The sequence below is a fragment of the Aquicoccus sp. SU-CL01552 genome (assembly GCF_040365005.1).
GTDB lineage: Bacteria > Pseudomonadota > Alphaproteobacteria > Rhodobacterales > Rhodobacteraceae > Antarcticimicrobium.
On sequence record NZ_BAABWV010000024.1, the window covers coordinates 33,766 to 52,550 of the forward strand.

General features: G+C 63.3%; 20 protein-coding genes, 2 pseudogenes and 1 other annotated feature. Of the genes and pseudogenes, 14 read left to right on the forward strand and 8 right to left on the reverse strand.

What is annotated here, in order from left to right:
• Positions 1–6: 6 nt before the first annotated feature.
• The 7 genes from ABWV23_RS20780 to ABWV23_RS20810 form a co-directional block, all read right to left on the reverse strand.
• Entirely contained in the window at positions 7–834 is an 828-nt protein-coding gene (locus ABWV23_RS20780; protein ID WP_353351318.1) for an NAD(P)H-binding protein, read from the reverse strand.
• 108 nt (positions 835–942) lie between these two features.
• Entirely contained in the window at positions 943–1,956 is a 1,014-nt protein-coding gene (locus ABWV23_RS20785) for an AraC family transcriptional regulator (RefSeq protein ID WP_353351356.1), read from the reverse strand.
• 388 nt (positions 1,957–2,344) lie between these two features.
• Complete coding sequence (locus tag ABWV23_RS20790) at positions 2,345–2,500, reverse strand: hypothetical protein (RefSeq protein ID WP_353351320.1); 156 nt, start codon at positions 2,498–2,500, stop codon at positions 2,345–2,347.
• A 32-nt stretch (positions 2,501–2,532) separates the two neighbouring features.
• Positions 2,533–3,405, reverse strand: coding sequence for an alpha/beta fold hydrolase (locus tag ABWV23_RS20795; RefSeq protein ID WP_353351322.1), 873 nt, complete (start codon positions 3,403–3,405; stop codon positions 2,533–2,535).
• Positions 3,406–3,407: 2 nt separating this feature from the next.
• The gene (locus ABWV23_RS20800; protein ID WP_353351324.1) at positions 3,408–4,574 is read right to left on the reverse strand and encodes an MFS transporter; all 1,167 of its coding nucleotides are present in this window, start codon (positions 4,572–4,574) and stop codon (positions 3,408–3,410) included.
• A 3-nt stretch (positions 4,575–4,577) separates the two neighbouring features.
• Positions 4,578–5,081 (reverse strand): PaaI family thioesterase, encoded by a 504-nt coding sequence (locus ABWV23_RS20805; RefSeq protein ID WP_353351326.1) that lies wholly within the window; start codon positions 5,079–5,081, stop codon positions 4,578–4,580.
• The gene (locus ABWV23_RS20810) at positions 5,078–6,274 is read right to left on the reverse strand and encodes an acetyl-CoA C-acyltransferase (protein WP_353351328.1); all 1,197 of its coding nucleotides are present in this window, start codon (positions 6,272–6,274) and stop codon (positions 5,078–5,080) included. Before ABWV23_RS20810 ends, ABWV23_RS20805 begins: the two co-directional genes overlap by 4 nt.
• 110 nt (positions 6,275–6,384) lie before the next feature.
• Between ABWV23_RS20810 and ABWV23_RS20815 the strand changes: the two genes are divergently transcribed.
• The 13 genes and pseudogenes from ABWV23_RS20815 to ABWV23_RS20875 all read left to right on the forward strand — a co-directional run bounded on the left by ABWV23_RS20815 (position 6,385) and on the right by ABWV23_RS20875 (position 17,186).
• Positions 6,385–6,945: a TetR/AcrR family transcriptional regulator gene (locus ABWV23_RS20815; RefSeq protein WP_353351330.1), complete on the forward strand. Its 561-nt coding sequence runs from the start codon at positions 6,385–6,387 to the stop codon at positions 6,943–6,945.
• Positions 6,946–7,198: 253 nt separating this feature from the next.
• Positions 7,199–7,984: an SDR family oxidoreductase gene (locus tag ABWV23_RS20820; protein ID WP_353351332.1), complete on the forward strand. Its 786-nt coding sequence runs from the start codon at positions 7,199–7,201 to the stop codon at positions 7,982–7,984.
• Between the two features lie 133 nt (positions 7,985–8,117).
• The gene (locus tag ABWV23_RS20825; protein WP_353351334.1) at positions 8,118–9,143 is read left to right on the forward strand and encodes an AraC family transcriptional regulator; all 1,026 of its coding nucleotides are present in this window, start codon (positions 8,118–8,120) and stop codon (positions 9,141–9,143) included.
• Between the two features lie 117 nt (positions 9,144–9,260).
• Positions 9,261–9,623 carry a YMGG-like glycine zipper-containing protein gene (locus tag ABWV23_RS20830; RefSeq protein WP_353351336.1) on the forward strand — a complete coding sequence of 121 codons (363 nt, stop codon included), beginning with the start codon at positions 9,261–9,263 and terminating at the stop codon, positions 9,621–9,623.
• A gap of 12 nt (positions 9,624–9,635) precedes the next feature.
• Complete coding sequence (locus tag ABWV23_RS20835) at positions 9,636–9,824, forward strand: hypothetical protein (protein WP_353351338.1); 189 nt, start codon at positions 9,636–9,638, stop codon at positions 9,822–9,824.
• Positions 9,825–9,840: 16 nt separating this feature from the next.
• Entirely contained in the window at positions 9,841–10,215 is a 375-nt protein-coding gene (locus ABWV23_RS20840; RefSeq protein WP_353351340.1) for a hypothetical protein, read from the forward strand.
• Between the two features lie 13 nt (positions 10,216–10,228).
• Positions 10,229–11,116: an SDR family oxidoreductase gene (locus ABWV23_RS20845; RefSeq protein WP_353351342.1), complete on the forward strand. Its 888-nt coding sequence runs from the start codon at positions 10,229–10,231 to the stop codon at positions 11,114–11,116.
• Positions 11,113–11,787: a hypothetical protein gene (locus ABWV23_RS20850; RefSeq protein WP_353351344.1), complete on the forward strand. Its 675-nt coding sequence runs from the start codon at positions 11,113–11,115 to the stop codon at positions 11,785–11,787. Before ABWV23_RS20845 ends, ABWV23_RS20850 begins: the two co-directional genes overlap by 4 nt.
• Before the next feature lie 337 nt (positions 11,788–12,124).
• Positions 12,125–13,153, forward strand: coding sequence for a serine hydrolase domain-containing protein (locus tag ABWV23_RS20855; RefSeq protein WP_353351346.1), 1,029 nt, complete (start codon positions 12,125–12,127; stop codon positions 13,151–13,153).
• 604 nt (positions 13,154–13,757) lie between these two features.
• Complete coding sequence (locus ABWV23_RS20860) at positions 13,758–14,081, forward strand: hypothetical protein (protein WP_353351348.1); 324 nt, start codon at positions 13,758–13,760, stop codon at positions 14,079–14,081.
• A 2-nt stretch (positions 14,082–14,083) separates the two neighbouring features.
• Positions 14,084–15,787 (forward strand): hypothetical protein, encoded by a 1,704-nt coding sequence (locus ABWV23_RS20865; protein WP_353351350.1) that lies wholly within the window; start codon positions 14,084–14,086, stop codon positions 15,785–15,787.
• Between the two features lie 178 nt (positions 15,788–15,965).
• Positions 15,966–16,794 (forward strand): annotated as a pseudogene (locus ABWV23_RS20870) (protein NO VEIN domain-containing protein).
• The gene (locus tag ABWV23_RS20875; protein ID WP_353351358.1) at positions 16,791–17,186 is read left to right on the forward strand and encodes a hypothetical protein; all 396 of its coding nucleotides are present in this window, start codon (positions 16,791–16,793) and stop codon (positions 17,184–17,186) included. The pseudogene ABWV23_RS20870 and the gene ABWV23_RS20875 overlap by 4 nt, the downstream one beginning before the upstream one ends.
• Positions 17,135–17,234 (reverse strand) — a sequence feature (AL1L pseudoknot). It overlaps the preceding gene by 52 nt.
• On the opposite strand, the pseudogene ABWV23_RS20880 reads toward ABWV23_RS20875, so the two are convergent.
• A pseudogene (locus tag ABWV23_RS20880) lies at positions 17,151–17,515 on the reverse strand (transposase); the annotation flags it as partial. It overlaps the preceding feature by 84 nt. The gene ABWV23_RS20875 and the pseudogene ABWV23_RS20880 overlap by 36 nt on opposite strands.
• Positions 17,516–17,625: 110 nt before the next feature.
• On the opposite strand from ABWV23_RS20880, the gene ABWV23_RS20885 reads away from it, so the two are divergent.
• Positions 17,626–18,540 carry a hypothetical protein gene (locus ABWV23_RS20885; protein ID WP_353351352.1) on the forward strand — a complete coding sequence of 305 codons (915 nt, stop codon included), beginning with the start codon at positions 17,626–17,628 and terminating at the stop codon, positions 18,538–18,540.
• Positions 18,541–18,785 lie beyond the last annotated feature (245 nt).

The window sequence follows — 18,785 nt, forward strand, 5'->3', positions numbered from 1 at the left end:
GTGGTATCAGGCGGCGCTTGTCCAGGCGCCGGTGCGAGCGGTGGTGATGGCGAAGTCCGAAAAGTCGCGGGGGCCGCGGCCGAGCGCGCGCATCACGCCGTCCGTGGTGTGGGCATTGCGACCGTCCAGCGTTTCGCGCGCGATGGCGGTGAAGACGTCGGCGACGAAGGCGCCGCCAGCCTCGGCGATGTTCGCGTGGAACGCCTCGAAGCTGATCGGGATATGCCGGATCTCTCGCCCGGTGGCCCGCGAGAGTTCACCCGCCATATCTGCGAAGGACATCAGCCGCGGGCCTGTCACCTCGTAGAGTTCGCCCCTGTGCCCTTCTTCGGTCAGCGCCGCGACGGCGACGTCGGCAATGTCGTCGATGTCGATGATGGGCTCGGCGACATCGCCGCCGGGCATCGGAAGGACACCGGCCACGACCGGATCGCGCAGGTAGCCTTCGGAGAAGTTCTGAGCGAACCAGGCGGCCCGGACGATGGTGAAGTCGACGCCGGAATTGCGTACCACCTCTTCGCCCAGCCGCGCGTGCTGTTCGCCGCGACCGGAGAGCAGCACGAGGTGCTCGACGTCCACGTCGCGGGCCGTCTCGCAGAGGGACTCGAGCTTTTCCACGGCCCCGGGGAAAGCAAGGTCGGGGAAGTAGGTGACATAGGCCGCGCGGGCCCCGCGCAGGGCCGGCGCCCAGGTCTCCGGCGCGTCCCAGTCGAAGGGCGTTGCGGAACTGCGCGAGCCGCGGCGCACGGGAATGCCCCGCGCCTCGAGGCGGCTGGCGACGCGGCGGCCGGTCTTGCCGGTTGCGCCGATGACAAGGATCTCTTGGTCTCTCATGGGGTGTCTCCCTGGCTTCGGTATCGGTAGCCAAGGGATAAGCGTGGGGATGCTGCGCGGTCTTGACCGGCGATGCCAGCTTTTTGACCAACGTCGCCAATGCGCCCGTCAGCGGTGGGAGAAATCCTTGCGGTAGGTCGCAGGCGTCGAGCCGACCCAACGCTTGAACGCGCGGGTAAAGGCGCTCTGGTCGGAGAAACCGGTGAGAAACGAGATTTCGGCCAATGAATGGCTCTCGTCCCGCAAGAGCCCTTCGGCGAGGTCGCGGCGGGTTTCCTCGGTGAGGCTCTGAAAGTTCACTCCGTGGTCGGAGAGGCGCCTGTGGAAAGACCGCACGCTGAGTCCGAGGCTGCGGGCGATTTCGGCCATCTTCGGTGCCCCCTCGCTGAGGGTCTGGGCGATTGCAGCTTTCGCCTGCGTGACAAGCGCGGGTTCCCGGGTGATCTCGGACAGTTCCGCGTCGAGATGCGTGGTGAGGTATTGCGATATCCCCTCGTCCCCGAGGATGTTAGGCCGGGCCAGCGTCTCGTCGGCATAGAGGATCGCGTCGAGTTCAGCGCCGAAGCGCACCGGGCAGCCGAACCAGTCCTCGTGCGCGGCGACCCTGCGCGGGGCGGGATGCCGGACCAGCACTTCCACGGGCGCGAGCGGCACCGGGCAGACCTGCCTTGCGATGGACACGGCGCTCGCAAGGGTCGCTTCGTTCGACAACCGCATCCCGAGGCGTCGTTCGCCAGCCCGATGCAGGATGAAGAGCGTGCCCCCGGTCGCCGGCCGCAGCTCGTATTCGGCGACGCTGGTCCACAAACGCGCATAGCGTTCCACCCGCGCGTAGGATGCCCCGAGCGTCGTTGCCGCCTTGAAGGCCAGCCCAAGCGCACCGTATTCGTCAAGCCGCATGGAGGCCCCCGTGCGCATCGGCAGGTCGGCCACGTCGATCTGATCAGCGAGTCTTTCCAGCATGTCGTAGTAGCGCTCGGCCGGAACCATCTGCCTGGCGTCCCATGGGTCATCGGGGGAGATCCCGACGCTGGCCAGCATTGCCGCAGCATCAACCCCACCGCCTGCCGCGGCGACCATCTTTCGTGCGAAGAGCGACGTCACATACCCCATACTCCGCATTCTACGATGAGCGTGGTCGGCCGCCAAGCTCACGGTGGATCTGGGCGTGAAACGGACTGGCTGTCCTCTTTTCGCTTACGCGTGCTTTCTGCCCTCTCTGCTCAAGTCACGCGAGCGGCCCAGTTCTCCCGTTCGTCGGCGACGAAACGCTGTAGCGCAGCTTCCACATTATGATCATACTCGCTTCTCCCCCAAGCCTAAGGCACGGAAACCATTCATAAGCCGACGCGCGATGCAGGCATCCGAACAAGCCATCCTATCCAACGGCACGGAAAGTGCCACGCCCGTAGCCAAGTTCGCATCATGGCTGGAGTGACCATCAGCCGATGAAGTCAGAGCGCCTTGCGAGCAGGCTCTCGTGGAGGAAATCGACGAAGAGCCGGCCCCGCTACACCACGCACAGATCGCCGTACATAAGCACCCAGGTCGACCGGCTCTGGTCAAGCTCGGCTCCCGGCACCCACTGCAATTCGGGAAAGACGCTTTGCACCGTCACCGGGATGCTGAAGCAGGAGGTGCTACGCCCGATGTTAGGAACCCTCATCGAGATGGCAGAGGACGACTCGCTGGCCCCGGTCATCCCGTCTGCCCGGCGATCCACCCTCGCAGGCTTTCGGTCAGCCGTTCCGGCGCGTCCTGCTGGACGAAATGGCCGACGCCGGGCCAGGTGCGAATGGTCAACTCATCGCCGACCCAAGCCCAAACATCGTTCAGCCCAGCCGACAGCGCATAGGGGTCTTCCAGCCCGTGGATCACCAGCGTCGGCACCTGAACCGTAGGCGGTGCCTCGTTGAGCTCGACATAAGGCGGGGCGGGAAAACAGGCTCGGTAGTAATTCAACATGCCGTTGGGGTTGGACCGCGACATCGCCGCATCGTGGCGTCTGCGGAAGGCGGCGTCGTGGATCCAGGCGGACAGCCGCTCCATGTCCAGGCCGGCATGAGCCTGTGGCTGCTGGAACAGCCGGACATAGGCACTGGCCTGCTCCTGCGCCGGGTTGCGCGCCAGCTCCCGCGCGACGGCCCAGGGGTGCGGCATGTTGACGATACCCAGATGCGAGACCCGCCCGGGCGCCTCCATAGCCGTATGCCAGGCGACGAACCCGCCCCAATCGTGGCCGATGACGATGGCTTTCTCAGCGCCGCAATCGTCTATCACCGCAAGCACATCGCCCACCAGCGCGCCGGGTGTATAGTCCTCCAACGCATCGGGTTGGGCGCTGAAGTTATAGCCGCGCAGGTCCAGCGCGACGCAGCGATGGGTATGCGACAGCCTCTCCATCTGCCGCCACCAGGTCAGCCAGTGGTCGGGAAACCCGTGAAGAAAGACGACAAGCGGCCCCGCGCCGAGACTGGCGTAATGCAGGTGCAGGTCCCCGTTCTGGACATAATGATGGGTGACCTTCGCCTCGAATGCGACGAGGTCGGATTCCAGATCGATGTCAGGCATGGTCATTCCTCCTTAGGTAGGACGGTGTTGGAGAAGCGTCGGGCGATGAACAGGGCCAGCGCGAGACCGGGCAGGATCAGGACCAGCCCGCTGATCGGCACCGCGCCCAGCCCCCAGCGTTGCAGGGCGGCAGCCCCGATCAGAATGCCAAGACCCTGACCGAGATAGATCATCGACCCGTTCAGCGCGAAGGCCAGCGTCGCATTGCCGGCCAGCTCGGCCAGCCGCGCCTGCACCAGCGTACCGGTGACCGATTGGGCGGATGGACCGGTGCCGATGCTGACGACCATCGCCGCGAAGGAAAGCGGACTCACCACACCACCCGTCAACGGCGACACCAAAATGCCGAGCGAGATCAACAGCATAACGAAAGGCAGGACGAGGCTGTAGCGGCCGCCCCGCGCGATCATCCCGGCGCCCAGCCGGACCCCGACGAGGCCGCTGAGGCCAACGAGAAACTGCATTGCCGCGATGCCCGGTCCGGTAAATCCGGTGGTGACGCGGATGATCGGGCCGATCAACCCCGCCACCGAAAACAGCACGGTCGAGGCGATCAGCGTCACGCCGAGATAAGCAAAGATGCCTCTGGCGAACTGCGGTGCGGACGGGCCGCCCCCCTGCCCCAGCCGCCCCGAGGCTGGCACGAAGCCCCAGACCAAGACGAGCGCCAGGGCGCAGATCGCTGCGGTCGAGACGAAACTTGCTGGCCAGCCGAAGGCATTGCCGGTGACCGAGCCCAGCGGAATGCCCACGATCAGCGCGGCGGGGATACCCGCATAGACGGTGGAGATCGCTTTGGGGCGCGCCTCGGGTGCCGATCCGGAAGCGGCCAGCGCAGTAGCCAGCGGAAACGCCAGCGATCCGACGCCGCCCACCAGCAGGCGCAGGGCGAAGAGGGTCCGGAACTCCGCCACCAACGCCGAGGCGCCGTTCAGAACGGTCAGCAGCACCAGGACCGTCAGCAGCAACGCCCGCGGCGACAATGCACGGGTCAGATGCGCCAGCACCGGTCCGCAGAGCGCACAGGCAATGGCGAAGGCCGATTGCAACGTGGCCACCGCCGCGACGGAGACACCGAGCGCGGCGGCCATCGGCTGCAGCACGCCGGAAAAGACGAAGGCCCCGGTGGTAAAGGCGAAGGGGCAGAACAGAAGCGCGATCAACCGCATGGCTTACCCCAGCTGCCGGATGAAACAGGTGGAGGTGCCGGTGGCCAGCACCCGCCCGGCGGAATCCTCGATCCGCCCGGCCGCGGTGGCGGTGGAGCGCCCGCGGCTCTGCACTTCGGCAAGACAACGGACCTGCCCCGTGTCGGGCAGGATCGGGCGGATGAACTTGACCTCGGTCCCAAGCGAGGCATAGGTCTCGCCCCGCGCCAGCGTGGTCTGCACCGCGCAGCCCAGCGCGGAATCGAGCAGCGTCATCGCCCAGCCGCCATGGATCAGCCCCAGCGGGTTCAGATAACGCGGATGCGGATCGCCGAGGAAGGTAATATGCCCCTCGCCCAGTTCGTGAATCCATTGCTGCATCACCTCGACGATGGGAGGCGCCGGAAGGCGCTGCGCGACAATGGCCTGCATCTGTTCCAGCCCGGTCATCTGCGCCGCCTGCGCCGGATCGGCAAGGCCGAAAGTCAGCTCGGGCATCGGCACGGCGGTGGTGGTGGTCTTGCTCATTCCACCACCTCCAGCGCAATCGCCGTCGCCTCACCGCCGCCGATGCAGAGGCAGGCGATGCCGCGCTTCAGCCCGCGGGCGCGCAGCGCGTGCAGCAGGGTCACGACAATACGGGCACCGGTGGCTCCGATGGGATGGCCCAACGCGCAGGCCCCGCCATTGACGTTGAGCCGGTCGCGCAGGATGCCAACCTCCTTTGCGGCGGCCATGGAGACCACGGCAAAGGCCTCGTTGATCTCCCAGAGGTCGACGTCATCGGCCTGCCAGCCGACCTGCTCCAGCAGCTTGCGGATGGCCGGGATCGGCGCGGTGGTAAACCAGGCGGGCTCCTGCGACTGGGTTGCATGGCCGAGGATGCGGGCCATCACCGGCAGCCCCTTTGCCTGTGCCGTGCTTTCGCGGGCCAGCACCATCACCGCGGCCCCGTCCGCATTGGCCGAAGCGCTGGCGGCGGTGATGGTGCCGCCCTCGCCGAAGGCGCTGCGCAGGGTCGGGATCTTTTCCGACGAAATCTGTCCGGGCCGCTCGTCGCGCACAACGGTCAGCTCGCCCTTGCGGGTTCGCACCGTCACCGGGGCACATTCCGCATCAAAGGCGCCGGAGGTGACGGCATTGCGCGCCCGCTCCAGCGTCTCGATGGCATAACCGTCCTGATCGGCGCGGGAGAAACCATAACGCTCCGCCGTTGCCTCGCCGAAAGCGCCCATCGGCCGGCCGCGCTCATAGGCGTCCTCCAGCCCGTCTTTCATCATATGGTCGATCACCTCGGCGCTGCCGGCCTTATGGCCGCCGCGCATGTCGGGCAGCAGGAAGGGCGCGCCCGACATCGCCTCCATGCCGCCGGCGATGACGATCTCGGCACTGCCGGCGCGGATCAGATCGTGGCCCAGCATCGCCGCCTTCATGCCCGATCCGCAAACTTTGTTGACGGTGGTGGCGCCAACCGCATCAACCAGCCCCGCCGCCCGCGCCGCCTGCCGAGCCGGCGCCTGACCGAGGCCGGCGGGCAGCACACAACCCATCAGCACCTCGCTCACCTGATCGGCGGCGAGGCCGGCATCCGCCAGTACGGCGCGAATCGCGGTGGCGCCAAGTTCGGGCGCCGGCACGGTGGAGAGCGTGCCCATGAAAGCGCCCAGCGGGGTGCGCCGCGCGGCGGAGATGACGACGGGATCTGAATCGGAGAGAGGCATTGAGCGAGTCCGTGGTTTTTGAAATCCCCGTTAGATTACGATCATATTCCTTCTTGTCAAGATTAAGATTACGAATATAATTCCAACCGTGATTTCAGGAGAGCAGAACCATGAGGGTAAGCCAGCAAGAGGCGGCGAAGAACCGCGAGCGGGTGGTCAAGACCGCGAGCCAGATGTTCCGCAAGGACGGCTACGACGGTACCGGAATCGCGGCGTTGATGAAGGCCGCGGGCATGACCAACGGGGCCTTCTACAAGCAATTCGACAGCAAGGAAGCGCTGATCGCCGAGGCGACCGCGCATGGGCTCGCCGAGAATGCGGAAGGCTGGCGCAGGGTGCTGGACCGGGCGGAGAGCGACGCGCTGCAGGCTATCGCCGAATGGTATCTGTCGGAGGCGCATCTGGCCCACCCTGGGGCGGGCTGCACCTATGCCGCGCTGGCCAGTGAGGCGCCACGGCACGAGGAACCGGTGCGCAAGGCCTTCGACGACGGGCTGCGCCACACGCTGGAGATTATCGCCACGGCCGCAGGCAGCGGCAACGAGGCGGGCGATGACAGCACCGCGATCCGCTATCTGAGCCGGTTGATCGGCGCCCTGACGCTGGCGCGGGCGGTCGATGATCCGGAGCTGTCCGAGCGCATATTGGTAGCCAATCGCAGCGCGGAGTGATCCCGGGCCGGGCGGCGCTCAGGTAGTGATGTGGGCCATGCGGTGGTCCGGCAGGGCAGCCTGATCCGAACGGCCGCCTCCGGTATCTTAGCGGCCCGATTACGGGTGCAGTCGGGGGCCTCTTCGGTGTCGAACGGCATCGATACAAAACCGCCAAGGCGACGCGCAGTCATAAACACATCTGGTAAAAGGCTTGGTCCGCGGGTCCGCCCCCGATTCATTTTGAAGCAAGTTAAGAGATAAGGAAGTTGCCATGGATCGTTTGAACGGAAAACTCTGCGTTGTCACGGGCGCGGGCCGCGGGATCGGGGCAGCCATCGCACGGGCCTTCGCCCGCGAAGGCTCAACGGTTGTGGTGACTGACAAAGTGGAAGACCTCGCCGCTTCGGTCGCCAAGGACACCGGTGGGCATCATCTGCGCCTCGACGTGGCGTCCGAGGCCGACTGGGCTGCGCTGGCCAAGGCCTGGCCCGTCTGTGATGTCCTGGTGAACAACGCCGGAATCACGGGCTTCGAGGAGGTCATGCGCCCACAGGATCCGGAACACGCCACGCTTGCGGATTGGCGCGCGGTGCATGCAGTGAACCTGGATGGCACCTTCCTCGGCTGCCGCTACGCGATCGGCGCGATGCGCACCAAGGGTGCCGGATCGATTATCAACATCTCTTCCCGCTCGGGCCTCGTGGGAATACCGGCGGCAGCGGCCTATGCGTCGTCCAAGGCAGCCGTGCGCAACCACACCAAGTCCGTCGCGCTCTACTGCGCCGAGCAGGGGCTGAACATCCGCTGCAATTCGATCCACCCGGCCGCCATCTTGACGCCGATGTGGGAGCCAATGCTTGGGGACGGGCCAGACCGCGAGGCCCGAATGGCCGCCTTCGTGGCAGACACGCCGATGCGCCGGTTCGGCACCGTCGAAGAGGTCGCCGCCATCGCACTGCTGCTCGCCTCGGATGAAGCGGCTTACATGACCGGGGCGGAGTTGACGGTCGATGGCGGGCTGCTCGCAGGATCGGCCGCAGCGCCGACGACGGACTGAACGCAGGAAAGTGAGCCGGTGCCGCTCCTGCGTGCGCCGACATGGCCTCGCATTCGTTCGAGAGGTTTTTGTGATTTCCGGCGAAATTGCATAAGTTGGTTTTTCATGCCGAGCTTTCTTATGGGTGCGCAGAATGGCCCAACCGACAATGGCGGCCGGGTTTGCCGCGGCGCTTCTTGACTATGCCGACAGCCGTGGCGCGCCGCGTGCGCGTCTGCTTGCCGAGTCTGGGCTGAAGGAGGCAGACCTCGCAGACCAGGACGCGCGCGTGCCAGTCGCGGCTTACCAAGCGTTGATCGCGGCGGGGATCGAGGCCACTGGCGATACGGCGCTTTTGTTGCGCCATACCTTCGAGACGAAGCTGGAGACGATTTCCGTCGTTGGGCAGATCGTACATTCCTCGCAGTCCCTTACCCACTCGATCGCGCAACTCAATCGCTACCTGAAACTGATGGCAGAGGTCGATATCGTCGGCGCGCCCGACCGGTTCGAACTGCTGCAGGAAAACGGTGCGGTCTGGATCGTGGATCACATCGCTGTCGCAGGACCTGACTACATCGGGCTCGAGGCGTCCTTCGCGCGCTTCATCAGCGAATTCCGCCGGTCCTTTCCGGACGTGCCCTTCGCGCTGGAGATGGAGGTGACCTATCCACCCCCGCCGCACGCGGCCGAATATCCGAACCTGTTCTGCATCCCCGTGCAGTTTGAGGCGGCGCGCAACGCGTTGCGGATCGATTCCGTCTGGCTGAGCGACGACTCCGAATTCGAGCCGGGTCATGCCTACAGTTTCGGAATCTTCACCCGCCACGCGGATGCCTTGCTTGACGCGCTCGGGCGCTCGGATCTCTTGCGCTACCGGATCGAGGCGGCGATCCTGCCCGACCTGCACGAGGGGTCGCTGTCGATGGACAAGCTGGCGCGCGATCTGGGGATGAGCCGCCAGACGCTCTATCGCCGCCTCAAGGCGGAGGGCGAGACCTTCGCCGAGATTCATGACGACCTACGCCGGCGCATGGCGCTCGATTATCTCACGGCGCGCAAGGTGTCGGTCAACGAGGCGGCCTACCTGCTGGGCTTTTCGGAGGCATCCTCCTTCGTGCGTGCCTTCAAGCGTTGGACCGGCCAAAGCCCGACAGCCTACCTTGACCGGGCCCGCTGACAGGGATTCGCCCAACTCTGATACACAGGGGCAAATCCTTGATCTCTGCGGTCATGCCGAGCTGGGGAACCGCCCTCTAAGACCTCACCATCGCTTTACACAAATGATGGTAGACCAATGAAACCCACGATCTTCATCCTTACCGGTGCCCTGTTACTCTCCGCCTGCGCCGACAGCGGCGCAAACTACACCCCCATTTTGGACGGCACCCCTTCGGCGGCGTTCCAAGACGACCTGTCCGCGTGCCAGTCTCTGGCCCGCGACCAGCGGCAGTTCGATCAGGAAACCGCCGGTGCGGCGATGCTCGGCGCCGGTGCCGGCGCACTGCTTGGCGAATTCGACGACCACGGCGATGCCCTTGGAGGAGCCGTAGCCGGTGCGCTGGCCGGCGGCGTGGCCGGCGCAGTCAATGCGAGCGACCGGCGTGAGGCCATCGTTCTCGCGTGCCTGCGGGGTCGCGGCCATCGCGTGGTCGGCTGAGGAGGATCCGCCATGCCCGACATCCTGTATCATCGCCGCCACCGTTTCGACGCGCTCTTCACCATGCTGACCGGCCGTGGCATCGCATACTTGCCACAAAACGCGCCCCAGCTTCGCGACGTTGGCCTGCCCGAAACCACCACACCGATTCAGCCTTCGCGCACCACGCTTAAGGCACTGGCGGATCGTCCAAGCCGCTGATCCGGGAGGGAGCGACATGACACCCACGACCCTTGCCATTTCCTACGCCGCCCTTGCCGGTTTCCCGACTGCAATGCATATCGCGCTGGCCGCCGGGGCCCCGCTGGGGCGCTTCACAATCGGCGGGCGGTTCCCTGGTCGTCTGCCAGGGCCGTGGCGGGCGCTGGCGCTCGTGCAGGCCTCTCTCCTACTGGCGATGGCCTGCGCGATGCTGGATCGGGGCGGCGTACTGCGACTCGGCCTGCCCGATGCGGCTTTCTGGACGGCGCTTGCGTTGACCGTGCTGACCACGATTGCCAATGTCGCCACCCCCTCGCGTCCGGAGCGTTTGCTCTGGGGCCCTGTCACGCTTGCCATGACCGCCGCCGCAATAGGTATTGCACTGCTTTGAAAGGATGTTTCTCATGAAGACCGTCTTCGTTGCCGGGGCCACCGGCTATCTCGGTCGCTTTCTCTGCGCCGAATACAGCCGGCGCGGCTGGTATGTCATGGCGCTGGTTCGGGATCGTTGTCGCGCCGACGACCTTGCGGCCGATATCTTGATTGAGGCCGAGGCCACGCGGCCCGAGACACTCGCAGGCACACTGCACGGCGTCGATCTCGTCGTATCCGCCCTCGGCATCACGCGGCAGGCCGATGGGCTGACCTATCGCGACGTAGACTATCAGGCGAACCTGAACCTGCTGCGCGAGGCCGAGCGCGCGGGCGTGAAACGCTTTGCCTATGTCCATGTGCTGAACGCGGATGCCATGCGCCACGTCCCGCTTGTTGCGGCCAAGGCAGACTTCGTGGACGTGTTGCGCGCATCCGTCCTGCCGTCAACGGTGATCGCGCCGTCGGGCTATTTCTCGGACATGGGCGATTTCCTGTCGATGGCCCGGTCGGGGCGTGTCTGGCTCTTCGCGCCCGGAACGCACCGGATCAACCCGATCCACGGCGCAGACCTCGCCGCAGCAACCGCGGAGGCGACCGAGGCCGGGACCGACTGGCTGGATGTCGGGGGGCCGGAGACCTTTAACCATCGGGAATTGGCGCAGCTTGCAGCGGAAGCCGTCGGGCACCCCGCGCCTATCACCCTGTTGCCGGACTGGCTGCGCAAACTGGCACTGGCGATCCTGCCGCGCCTGACCCCGCGTCGCATCCACGGCCCTGCGCAGTTCTTCCTGACCGCGATGTCGATGGACATGGTCGGGGCACGCTTCGGGACCCGCACCCTGACCGATCACTTCAAGCAGCTGGCCGTGCAGCCGTCGGCATCGCCTCCCTCCACTGCCATGGAGGACAGCGCGTGACCCTCCCCCGGATCGGTGGTCTGGCCGCCCTGACCTGCGCCGCCACCTACATGATCGGCTTTGCCCTGCTGGCTACTCTGCTGGCCCCGTTTGGCTACGGCACGGCCGATATCGACGCGCACGCCCTCACGGCCTTCATCGACGCGCACCCCGACGTGTTGATCATGTGGAACACGACGATCTACGTGGTGAACGCACTGGCGCTGGTCGTGCTCGTCGTCGCCTTGGCCGGGCGGCTGGCGCATGTACCAGGATGGTCGGCTGTGACCCGTGCCTTTGGCTTGATCTGGGCCACGTTGGTTCTGGGTGCGGGCATGATCGCCAACGTGGCAGTAGAGCATGCGGCGCAGCTGTACCCGACAGATCCGCAGGCTGCGGCCGAGCTCTGGCACCTGCTGCACATCGTCGAACTCGGCCTCGGCGGAGGCAACGAGATCGCCGGCGGTGTCTGGATCACCTGCGTCAGCGCTGCCGCCCGGGCCGCGCGTCGCCTGCCGCGCGCGGTCAACGCACTTGGCCTGCTGGCGGGCCTCGGCGGCCTGCTCACCATCTTTCCGGCGCTCGGCGATGCTGCGGGCGTAGTGTTTGGCCTTGGGGCGATCGCCTGGTTCCTTGCTGTAGGCGCCGTGTTGCTCACAGCCCGGCCCCAACCCGTGACAGAGGTCCTGTGATGCACCGTGTTCTCAAGGGGCTTTCGGTTGGTCCACTGTCAGTGCTTGTCCTTGCCGTTGGCGCGGGCGCTGCTCTGGCTCAAACGCCTTTAGCGGCAAAACCCGATACGCGTTTGTGTCGGCTCGGCAATCACCGTGCCATCACACCGGAAAAGGGGAAGCGGGCATTGGTGACCTTGGATCGCGCTTTTCCAATGTCGGCTGTTTTGTGGATAGGCAAATGGGTGCGCGATACCCATCCGACTATTTCGCCCCTTACTGGCCATTGTTTCATGGGGGTAAGACACCCGTGTGTGGCACGATGAGCATAGAGCATAAAACCGAACGCCTCCGGTCCATGATGAAGGCCTATGAAGGCCCTCGGCACACGGTTGTCGCTGCCAGCCTTCGTCACGGTGAACCCCGGTTCGTCAACTCGGGCGCAGAGATCACAGAGGCCTCACCCGAAGATTTGATTTTCGAGATCGGCTCAATCACCAAGGTGTTCACGGCCATTTTGCTTTGCCTGCTGGTCGAGGAAGGCAAGGTCGATCCGCGCGCGCCCCTGCGGCACATGTCAGGCGATCTGGCAGGGGTTCCGGACTGGATCACGCCAGAGCGCCTGATCTCGCACACCAGCGGCCTTCCCAATTTTCACATGCCCATCTGGAAGGCGCTGATGCGTCCTTGGCCCGACGGGCCCTATGTCGGGTTCTCCCGATCAGACCTGCTGAAATGGCTTCACAGTTGGCGCGGCCGGGCGTCCGAGCCCCGGCCCCGCCACGCCTACTCGAACCTCGGGATCGGCCTGCTTGGTGAAGCCATGGCCATGCAGGAGGGCATGCCCTTCATCAACCTGCTGGCTGAGAAGGTCGTGGCCCCGCTTGGACTGAAAGACACGACGCACTGCCTTGGCGATGACCGGAATGGCCGATTGGCGCATCCAAGATATCCCAGCGGGAAACCCGTTTCGCCCTGGAGGTTCGAGGCCCTGGCAGCAGCCGGTTGCCTGCGGTCTTCGGCGCACGACCTCGCACGCTTCGCCATCCGCGTGATGGCGGCGCTGAACACCCCGGAAACCTCCATGGATCGCGCGATCCGCCAGTCGGCGATCCCAGTGTTCGGATTGGGCCGCCGAGGTTGCATGGATCCGTCCGCGCAATGCTCGGGCTGGCTGTCCATGAAACCTCCGAAGCCCGGACCTCGCTTTCTCTATCACAACGGCGGAACAGCGGGGTCGACCTGCGCCCTCTACATCTGCCCCGAAAAGGCGGAGGCCTGCGCGGTTCTCTCCAACAACGGCATCGCCGGAAACCTTTGGGGCAGCATCAAGCTGGATTGGTCCAACCAGATCACGCAGGCGCACGAGTATTTCGCAGCGATTTGACCGCCAAAGCCGGCATTCGTTGCGAGTCCAGCATTGGTCAAAATGGGCTCACTGCCGACCTTGGGCCCGTCACAGCATCTCCAGAGTCGCGATTACCTTGCGGCGTCGAGGGCGGCCCAGAGCCGTCCTCCGCGCGGATCAGGCCCAACGACGGGTCTCAGTCCGAAGCGGACATGGCGACCCCCACCGGCCGGCCGATGACGCCTATGCAGGTCGGGCGGTGAGCCGTCATTCGCTGCACCGGCCACGAACGGCAGCAATGCGCAAAAGTACCCTTTGCAAAGCCGAGTAGGCCGAGCCAAACCAACTGGCGCGACCGGCCCTTTGCGGACCTTCATGGGATGCGCAGCAGATGACCGGTCGCAGCCCTTGCCTACTCAGAGCGCATGTGGCGCAGGCTGGGCGGCCGCCCGTCCTGTCATAACCGCTTTTGTTCCGCCGGTGAACCCAAGAGGGGTGACAAGTGGCAAACACCCCACATAAGAAGGATCCTGTCCGCCCCCCAAAAAATAACCATTTCGCCCCCAAAACCTCCCCCAAATTGCGGGTGATTTGTGCACAGTGCTGGGTAAGACTTCTTTCATCAACTGAAAGGAACCGAGCCATGTCAGACCAACCGATGACCACACATGCCGTAGAACGCATTGCGCAACGCGGGATCCAGCCCCAAGCCCTGAATGTAGTTATTGCCTATGGGCATGATGCCCCTACCCGTGACGGCTGCTTGAAACGAGAACTCCGCTACACGCGGGTGAGTGAGGTTCTCGCCGATGGCGTGCCACTCAAGATCATCGAAGCAGCCCTGAAGATCGAAGCCATCCTATCGAGAGAGGAACGTCTCGTGACCTGCTACATGCGATCGCCGCGCTGCCTGAACCGCCCTTCACGGCGCACGCGCATCCAAAAACGCTATGGGCGGAGGGCGTAAGCATGTCCGAGAACATCATCGATTTTCTCCGTCGCAGATCGCGGGACCCGGAGACCATCAACGAGCGGGTCGAAAAGTACCAGCATCAGCGGTTGGCCGACCTGTCTCATCTGCGGACCGTCCTACAGGAAAGCACAAGGATGCAATGGCCGGACCGAGCCGTCATCGTGCGCAATCTCGGACGCCTGATCGAGCGCCGTTATCCTGGGGAGCAAAAGGTCTGGGCCTCGAAGCTGATCTCGAAGGCATTTGGCAATCAGGCCGAGTCCATCTTGAAGAAGCGCTCGCGTTACATTCGCTTTGAAGGGGAGGGCGCCTCCGAAGGCGACCAGTTGTTTGCAACGCGCGGCCAGGTGCTCTGGCTCTCTGACGCATGGACAACACTGATTCATGGCGATACGGCTACGGACGAACAGAAGGCCCAAGTTTTGTCCGCCGTTTGCGAAGGCACATCGTTCTTCGAACCGGTTCGCCCTCGGCTGATGCGCGGAAAAGACTGTCTCCAGGAGTTTCGTCTCAGACTGGCCGGAATGATTGACCGGATTGCACGGGAAACCGATATCGTCGGCTATTTCGATGAGATGCGTCACCATGACGTCGAAACGCTTCCCCAAAGCAGGACAGACCTGTCGAAAGCGGAACTTTTCGCGCTCAACGAGGAATGTATTCCGGTGCAAAGATTCGAGCACAGCGCTGGAGAGGCATTCTGGTCCAGCAAGGACTACTCCCGCCTTAGACTGGAAGGCTACAACTTTCGTACCGAGGAACCACCGGCGCTGCTGCCTCGGGCCCGCCTCGCACGGCTTTATTGGCCGCGTACAGTTCTCTGTCTCGATGTCAGTGCGTCGGCAGCAGAGGTGCGGGCGGCCGAACTGGATGTGCAGGAAAGGCAGCTTCGGGAAAGAACGCTGCGGGAGGCAGGCTTAAACTCCACTCAGGTAAACTGGGCTGAATTCTTGGATCCCACTACGGGACGCGCCCTCCCCGGTGCTTCTTGGCGAGTGTTCTGGCAGGCCCGGTCCATCGACCTTCACCTCACGGCGCAGGATGAACCGGAGGCGCTGGCACTGGGAATATCGGCGCTTGAGCCACACTGGACACATGCCACCAAGGATCTTGTGAGACCGCAGGACGATACAGTGATCGACGCTCAGATCGAAAATTGCACTCGCTCCGACGAGGAAGAGGATCTGTTCGCGTGGTTTCCTGACGGCGACAGAATGCTGGTCTGCCGCGGATTCACTGAAGAACGGCCTGAGCCGGGAACTGAAGAAGGCACGTCCGGGCCATCCTACAAGACGATTCGACATGAACCGGACGAGTGCGAAATGTACGAAGAGCTCATGTACATGCATTTCGGTCCGCTTGATGCAGGTCCAGCCTGGGAGTTGATGACTCTGCCCATGCAGGATTGGCAGAGCGTCTTCATGGCCAACAGGCCATGGAGCACTCGGCCAGAGGTTCAGCCTGCCTTACGCCCTCTGTTCGCAGCGCCGGCCGGGTGGACGCCGGCTCCGGACGACACCTTGGCATCGGCGATCCTTCGCAGTCTTGCCTACGGAGAAGGCGAGGAACGGCTCGACGAAAAGCTCATGGCGGCCGTGAACAAACGTGTGCGGTGCCTCGACGAAATGCGGGGCCAGCTGGAGCGCAACTACGAGGATGCCCTCGCGAATAATGGGTACAATTTGGGAAAGCGGTCATGAAGAAACCTTTCCGCCAGATAGATGAGGGGCGCGTGGCCGAGAGGAACACAGCTGGAGAGACACCGCAGGAGGAACGCCGCCGCATAATCAGACCAACCAGATGAGCCAGACCCTCTCTCAGATCAGGACGCCAACTGGCCCAAATACTCTGACGACGGACACCGAATATTCTGCCATCATGGAAGCGACAGATTGGACCGATTTGGAAAACGGCGCTGTGGTCACAGCGTATTTCTCGATGCTCAGCGACGAACTGTCGGGGCGTCGCTTCAACAAGGCCGCCCAAGACCCCGCTCTTCAGGACCAGATCAACCGCAGCCAGGGCTCTATTGAATTCAAGATGTGCAACGTCTCTGCCGCCCTGCGCGGCCTCGGGTTGCCGATAATCGAGGGCTACGCCCCGCTTCAATTTCCAGATGGCACTCGCCGAGGCTGCAGCCCGCTGGCCGGCATGCAATCCGGAGTGGGAGATCGCGCTTCATCGGAAAGAGCAGCGCCAGATGGCTGAACCTGCGCCGATTTTCCTCGGCGTGGCCCCCACCCTGCGGAATGCGCCGCCCCTGGACGAGCTTGAACAGATTCAACGCATCGCTCGCCGTTTCGCCTCGGCAGGACGCGACGAGCGCAACCGCGCCCTGGGATACGCCGGCGAAGAGCGTGTATTTCACCACGAACGCGCGACCTTGAAACTAAATGGCAGAGACGACCTCGCCCGACGGGTACGGTGGGAATCGACGAAGGACGGCGACGGTCTGGGCTTTGACATCGCCAGCTTCACGCCGGACGGACAGGATCGCCTGATCGAGGTGAAGACAACCAACGGATGGGAACGCACCCCCTTCCATATCTCTCGCAACGAGTTGGAGGTAGCCGAAGAACGTCGCGATCATTGGCACCTGTTTCGCCTTCATGACTTCGCACGGGAACCCAAGGCGTTCGAACTGCGCCCCCCACTGAACGCCCATGTCTCGCTGACCGCCACGAGTTTTCAGGCGAGTTTCGAATGACAAGCGAAGGACGCATGTTTCGCCGGACGATCGGCATCGACTATTCAGGCGCCCAGACAGCAGAAGCCAGCCTGAAGGGATTGAGGGTCTATCAAACACAGGACGATGGGCCGGCGGTCGAGGTGATGCCACCGCCCAGCCCGCGGAAATACTGGACACGCCGTGGTTTGGCGGAATGGCTGATTGCGGAGCTCGACGACAACATCCCGACAGTCGTGGGCATCGACCACGGCTTCTCCTTCCCGATGCGCTATTTCGAACGGCATGGCATTGCACCGGACTGGGACGCGTTCCTCGAGGATTTCTGCACCCATTGGCCCACTGACGCACCGCGCACCTATGTCGATTTCGTCAGGGACGGCATGCTCACCGCGATGCATGTCGATAAATAACACCATCACTTCGACCGGCGGTCGAGCTCCGCCATCGCAAAATGCGCCGACGCCTTGCGGAGGATCTCGTTTGCCTGACGCAGCTCGCGGTTCTCCCGCTCCAGCGCCTTCATCTTGTCGGCGACATCTGTCGGGACGCCCGCCCGCTTGCCGCTGTCGACTTCTGCCTTCTTGCCCCACTCATTCAACGTATGCGCCGAACAGCCGATCTTCGCGGAGATCGACATGATCGCCTGCCAGCGGGAACTGTGCTGGCCCTGGTTGTCCAGCACCAGCCGCACCGCACGCTCGTGGACCTCAGGAGAATATTTGTTTGTTGTCTTGCTCATTGTGGCTTCATCCTACTCAGGAGTTGAAGCCTCCGGCAAATCCGGCGCGGTTCAATTCGATTAAGGGAGATACGCTTTCATCATTTTTAAGCCAGCAGTGGATTGACGCCATGAGTATTATAGCAGATTTTCCGCCTCAGCAAAATATCACCGGATCTGGACGGACCTGTGACTGCAGCTCGCCAGCCATTCTCATTACTCGTAACATTCGCATCATGAACAACTATAGCCCAACTGCCCGTTCACAGAAGCTGGTCCGATACTTCGCTGCGTACCGAGCCGCGCTCGACGCGTCACAAGTCGGCGGCGAGCTCATGCCCTATCGTTGGTGGAATCTCCCAAGCTCGTTATCGATTACTTGGCTGGCATATAGCCAAATGCTCCAAGAATATGCAACGGAGCTCGCCAACATCATCAACGCCCTGACAAATCACGTTCACCGATTGCGCGCTTGGGATAGCGTTCTGGACACCCTTCAAGATGAGGATAAGCTTGATGTGTCCTTCGAATTTGTCGAAACATTGGGAACCGTAGCACTCGGTCAACCCTATGCGATCAAATCGCGCTTCGCCTTTGCGGTCGGCCATTTGTCCCACCAAGCGAACCAAGCGGTGGATGGGGACAATTGGAAGGATGATTTCCCAGATACAAACCTCTATCTAAATCATATTGAGCCGTACGCGTCAAAATGGAAGAAATACCGCCCATTCAAACTCAAACTCGAGCCACTGGCCGGCAAAGAGTTTCGGGAAACGTCAAAAGATTTCCGCAACAGGTATAATCATGGCTTTTCGTCGCGGTTCGTTGTGGGCATTACCGATACGGTTCAGAGAAAGGTAACTGACGACCAAGTAGGGTACGCTTTTGGCGGCACTGAACCCTTGAGCGTCGCAGAGGTCGCGGACCTGCTCGCGAAAGAGCGCGACCATTGCTACCGTGCGTTCAAGGCATTCCAATCTCTGGTCGAGGAACAGATCGAGGCAATCGTGGCGGTTGAGGCGGGCGGTAAGGCAGCTATACCATAGCCGCCAAAGCCTTTTTCACATTCTCTGCGGACACCATCGATATCTTCGTCAAGGTGACTTGACACGCCAAACTTTCAACCTGACGCGAGCGGCGCCCGGTTGTGGCTGGCGTCTTACGTCAGCGCCTATGAGGCCAACAGAGCCGAATTTTCAAGATTGTCGTAATACAAGCTTTGCTTGCCGAGGATCATACACAAACTGGGTGATCGTTCCGTCCTTGATCTTTTGAACAGCCTCATCAATTG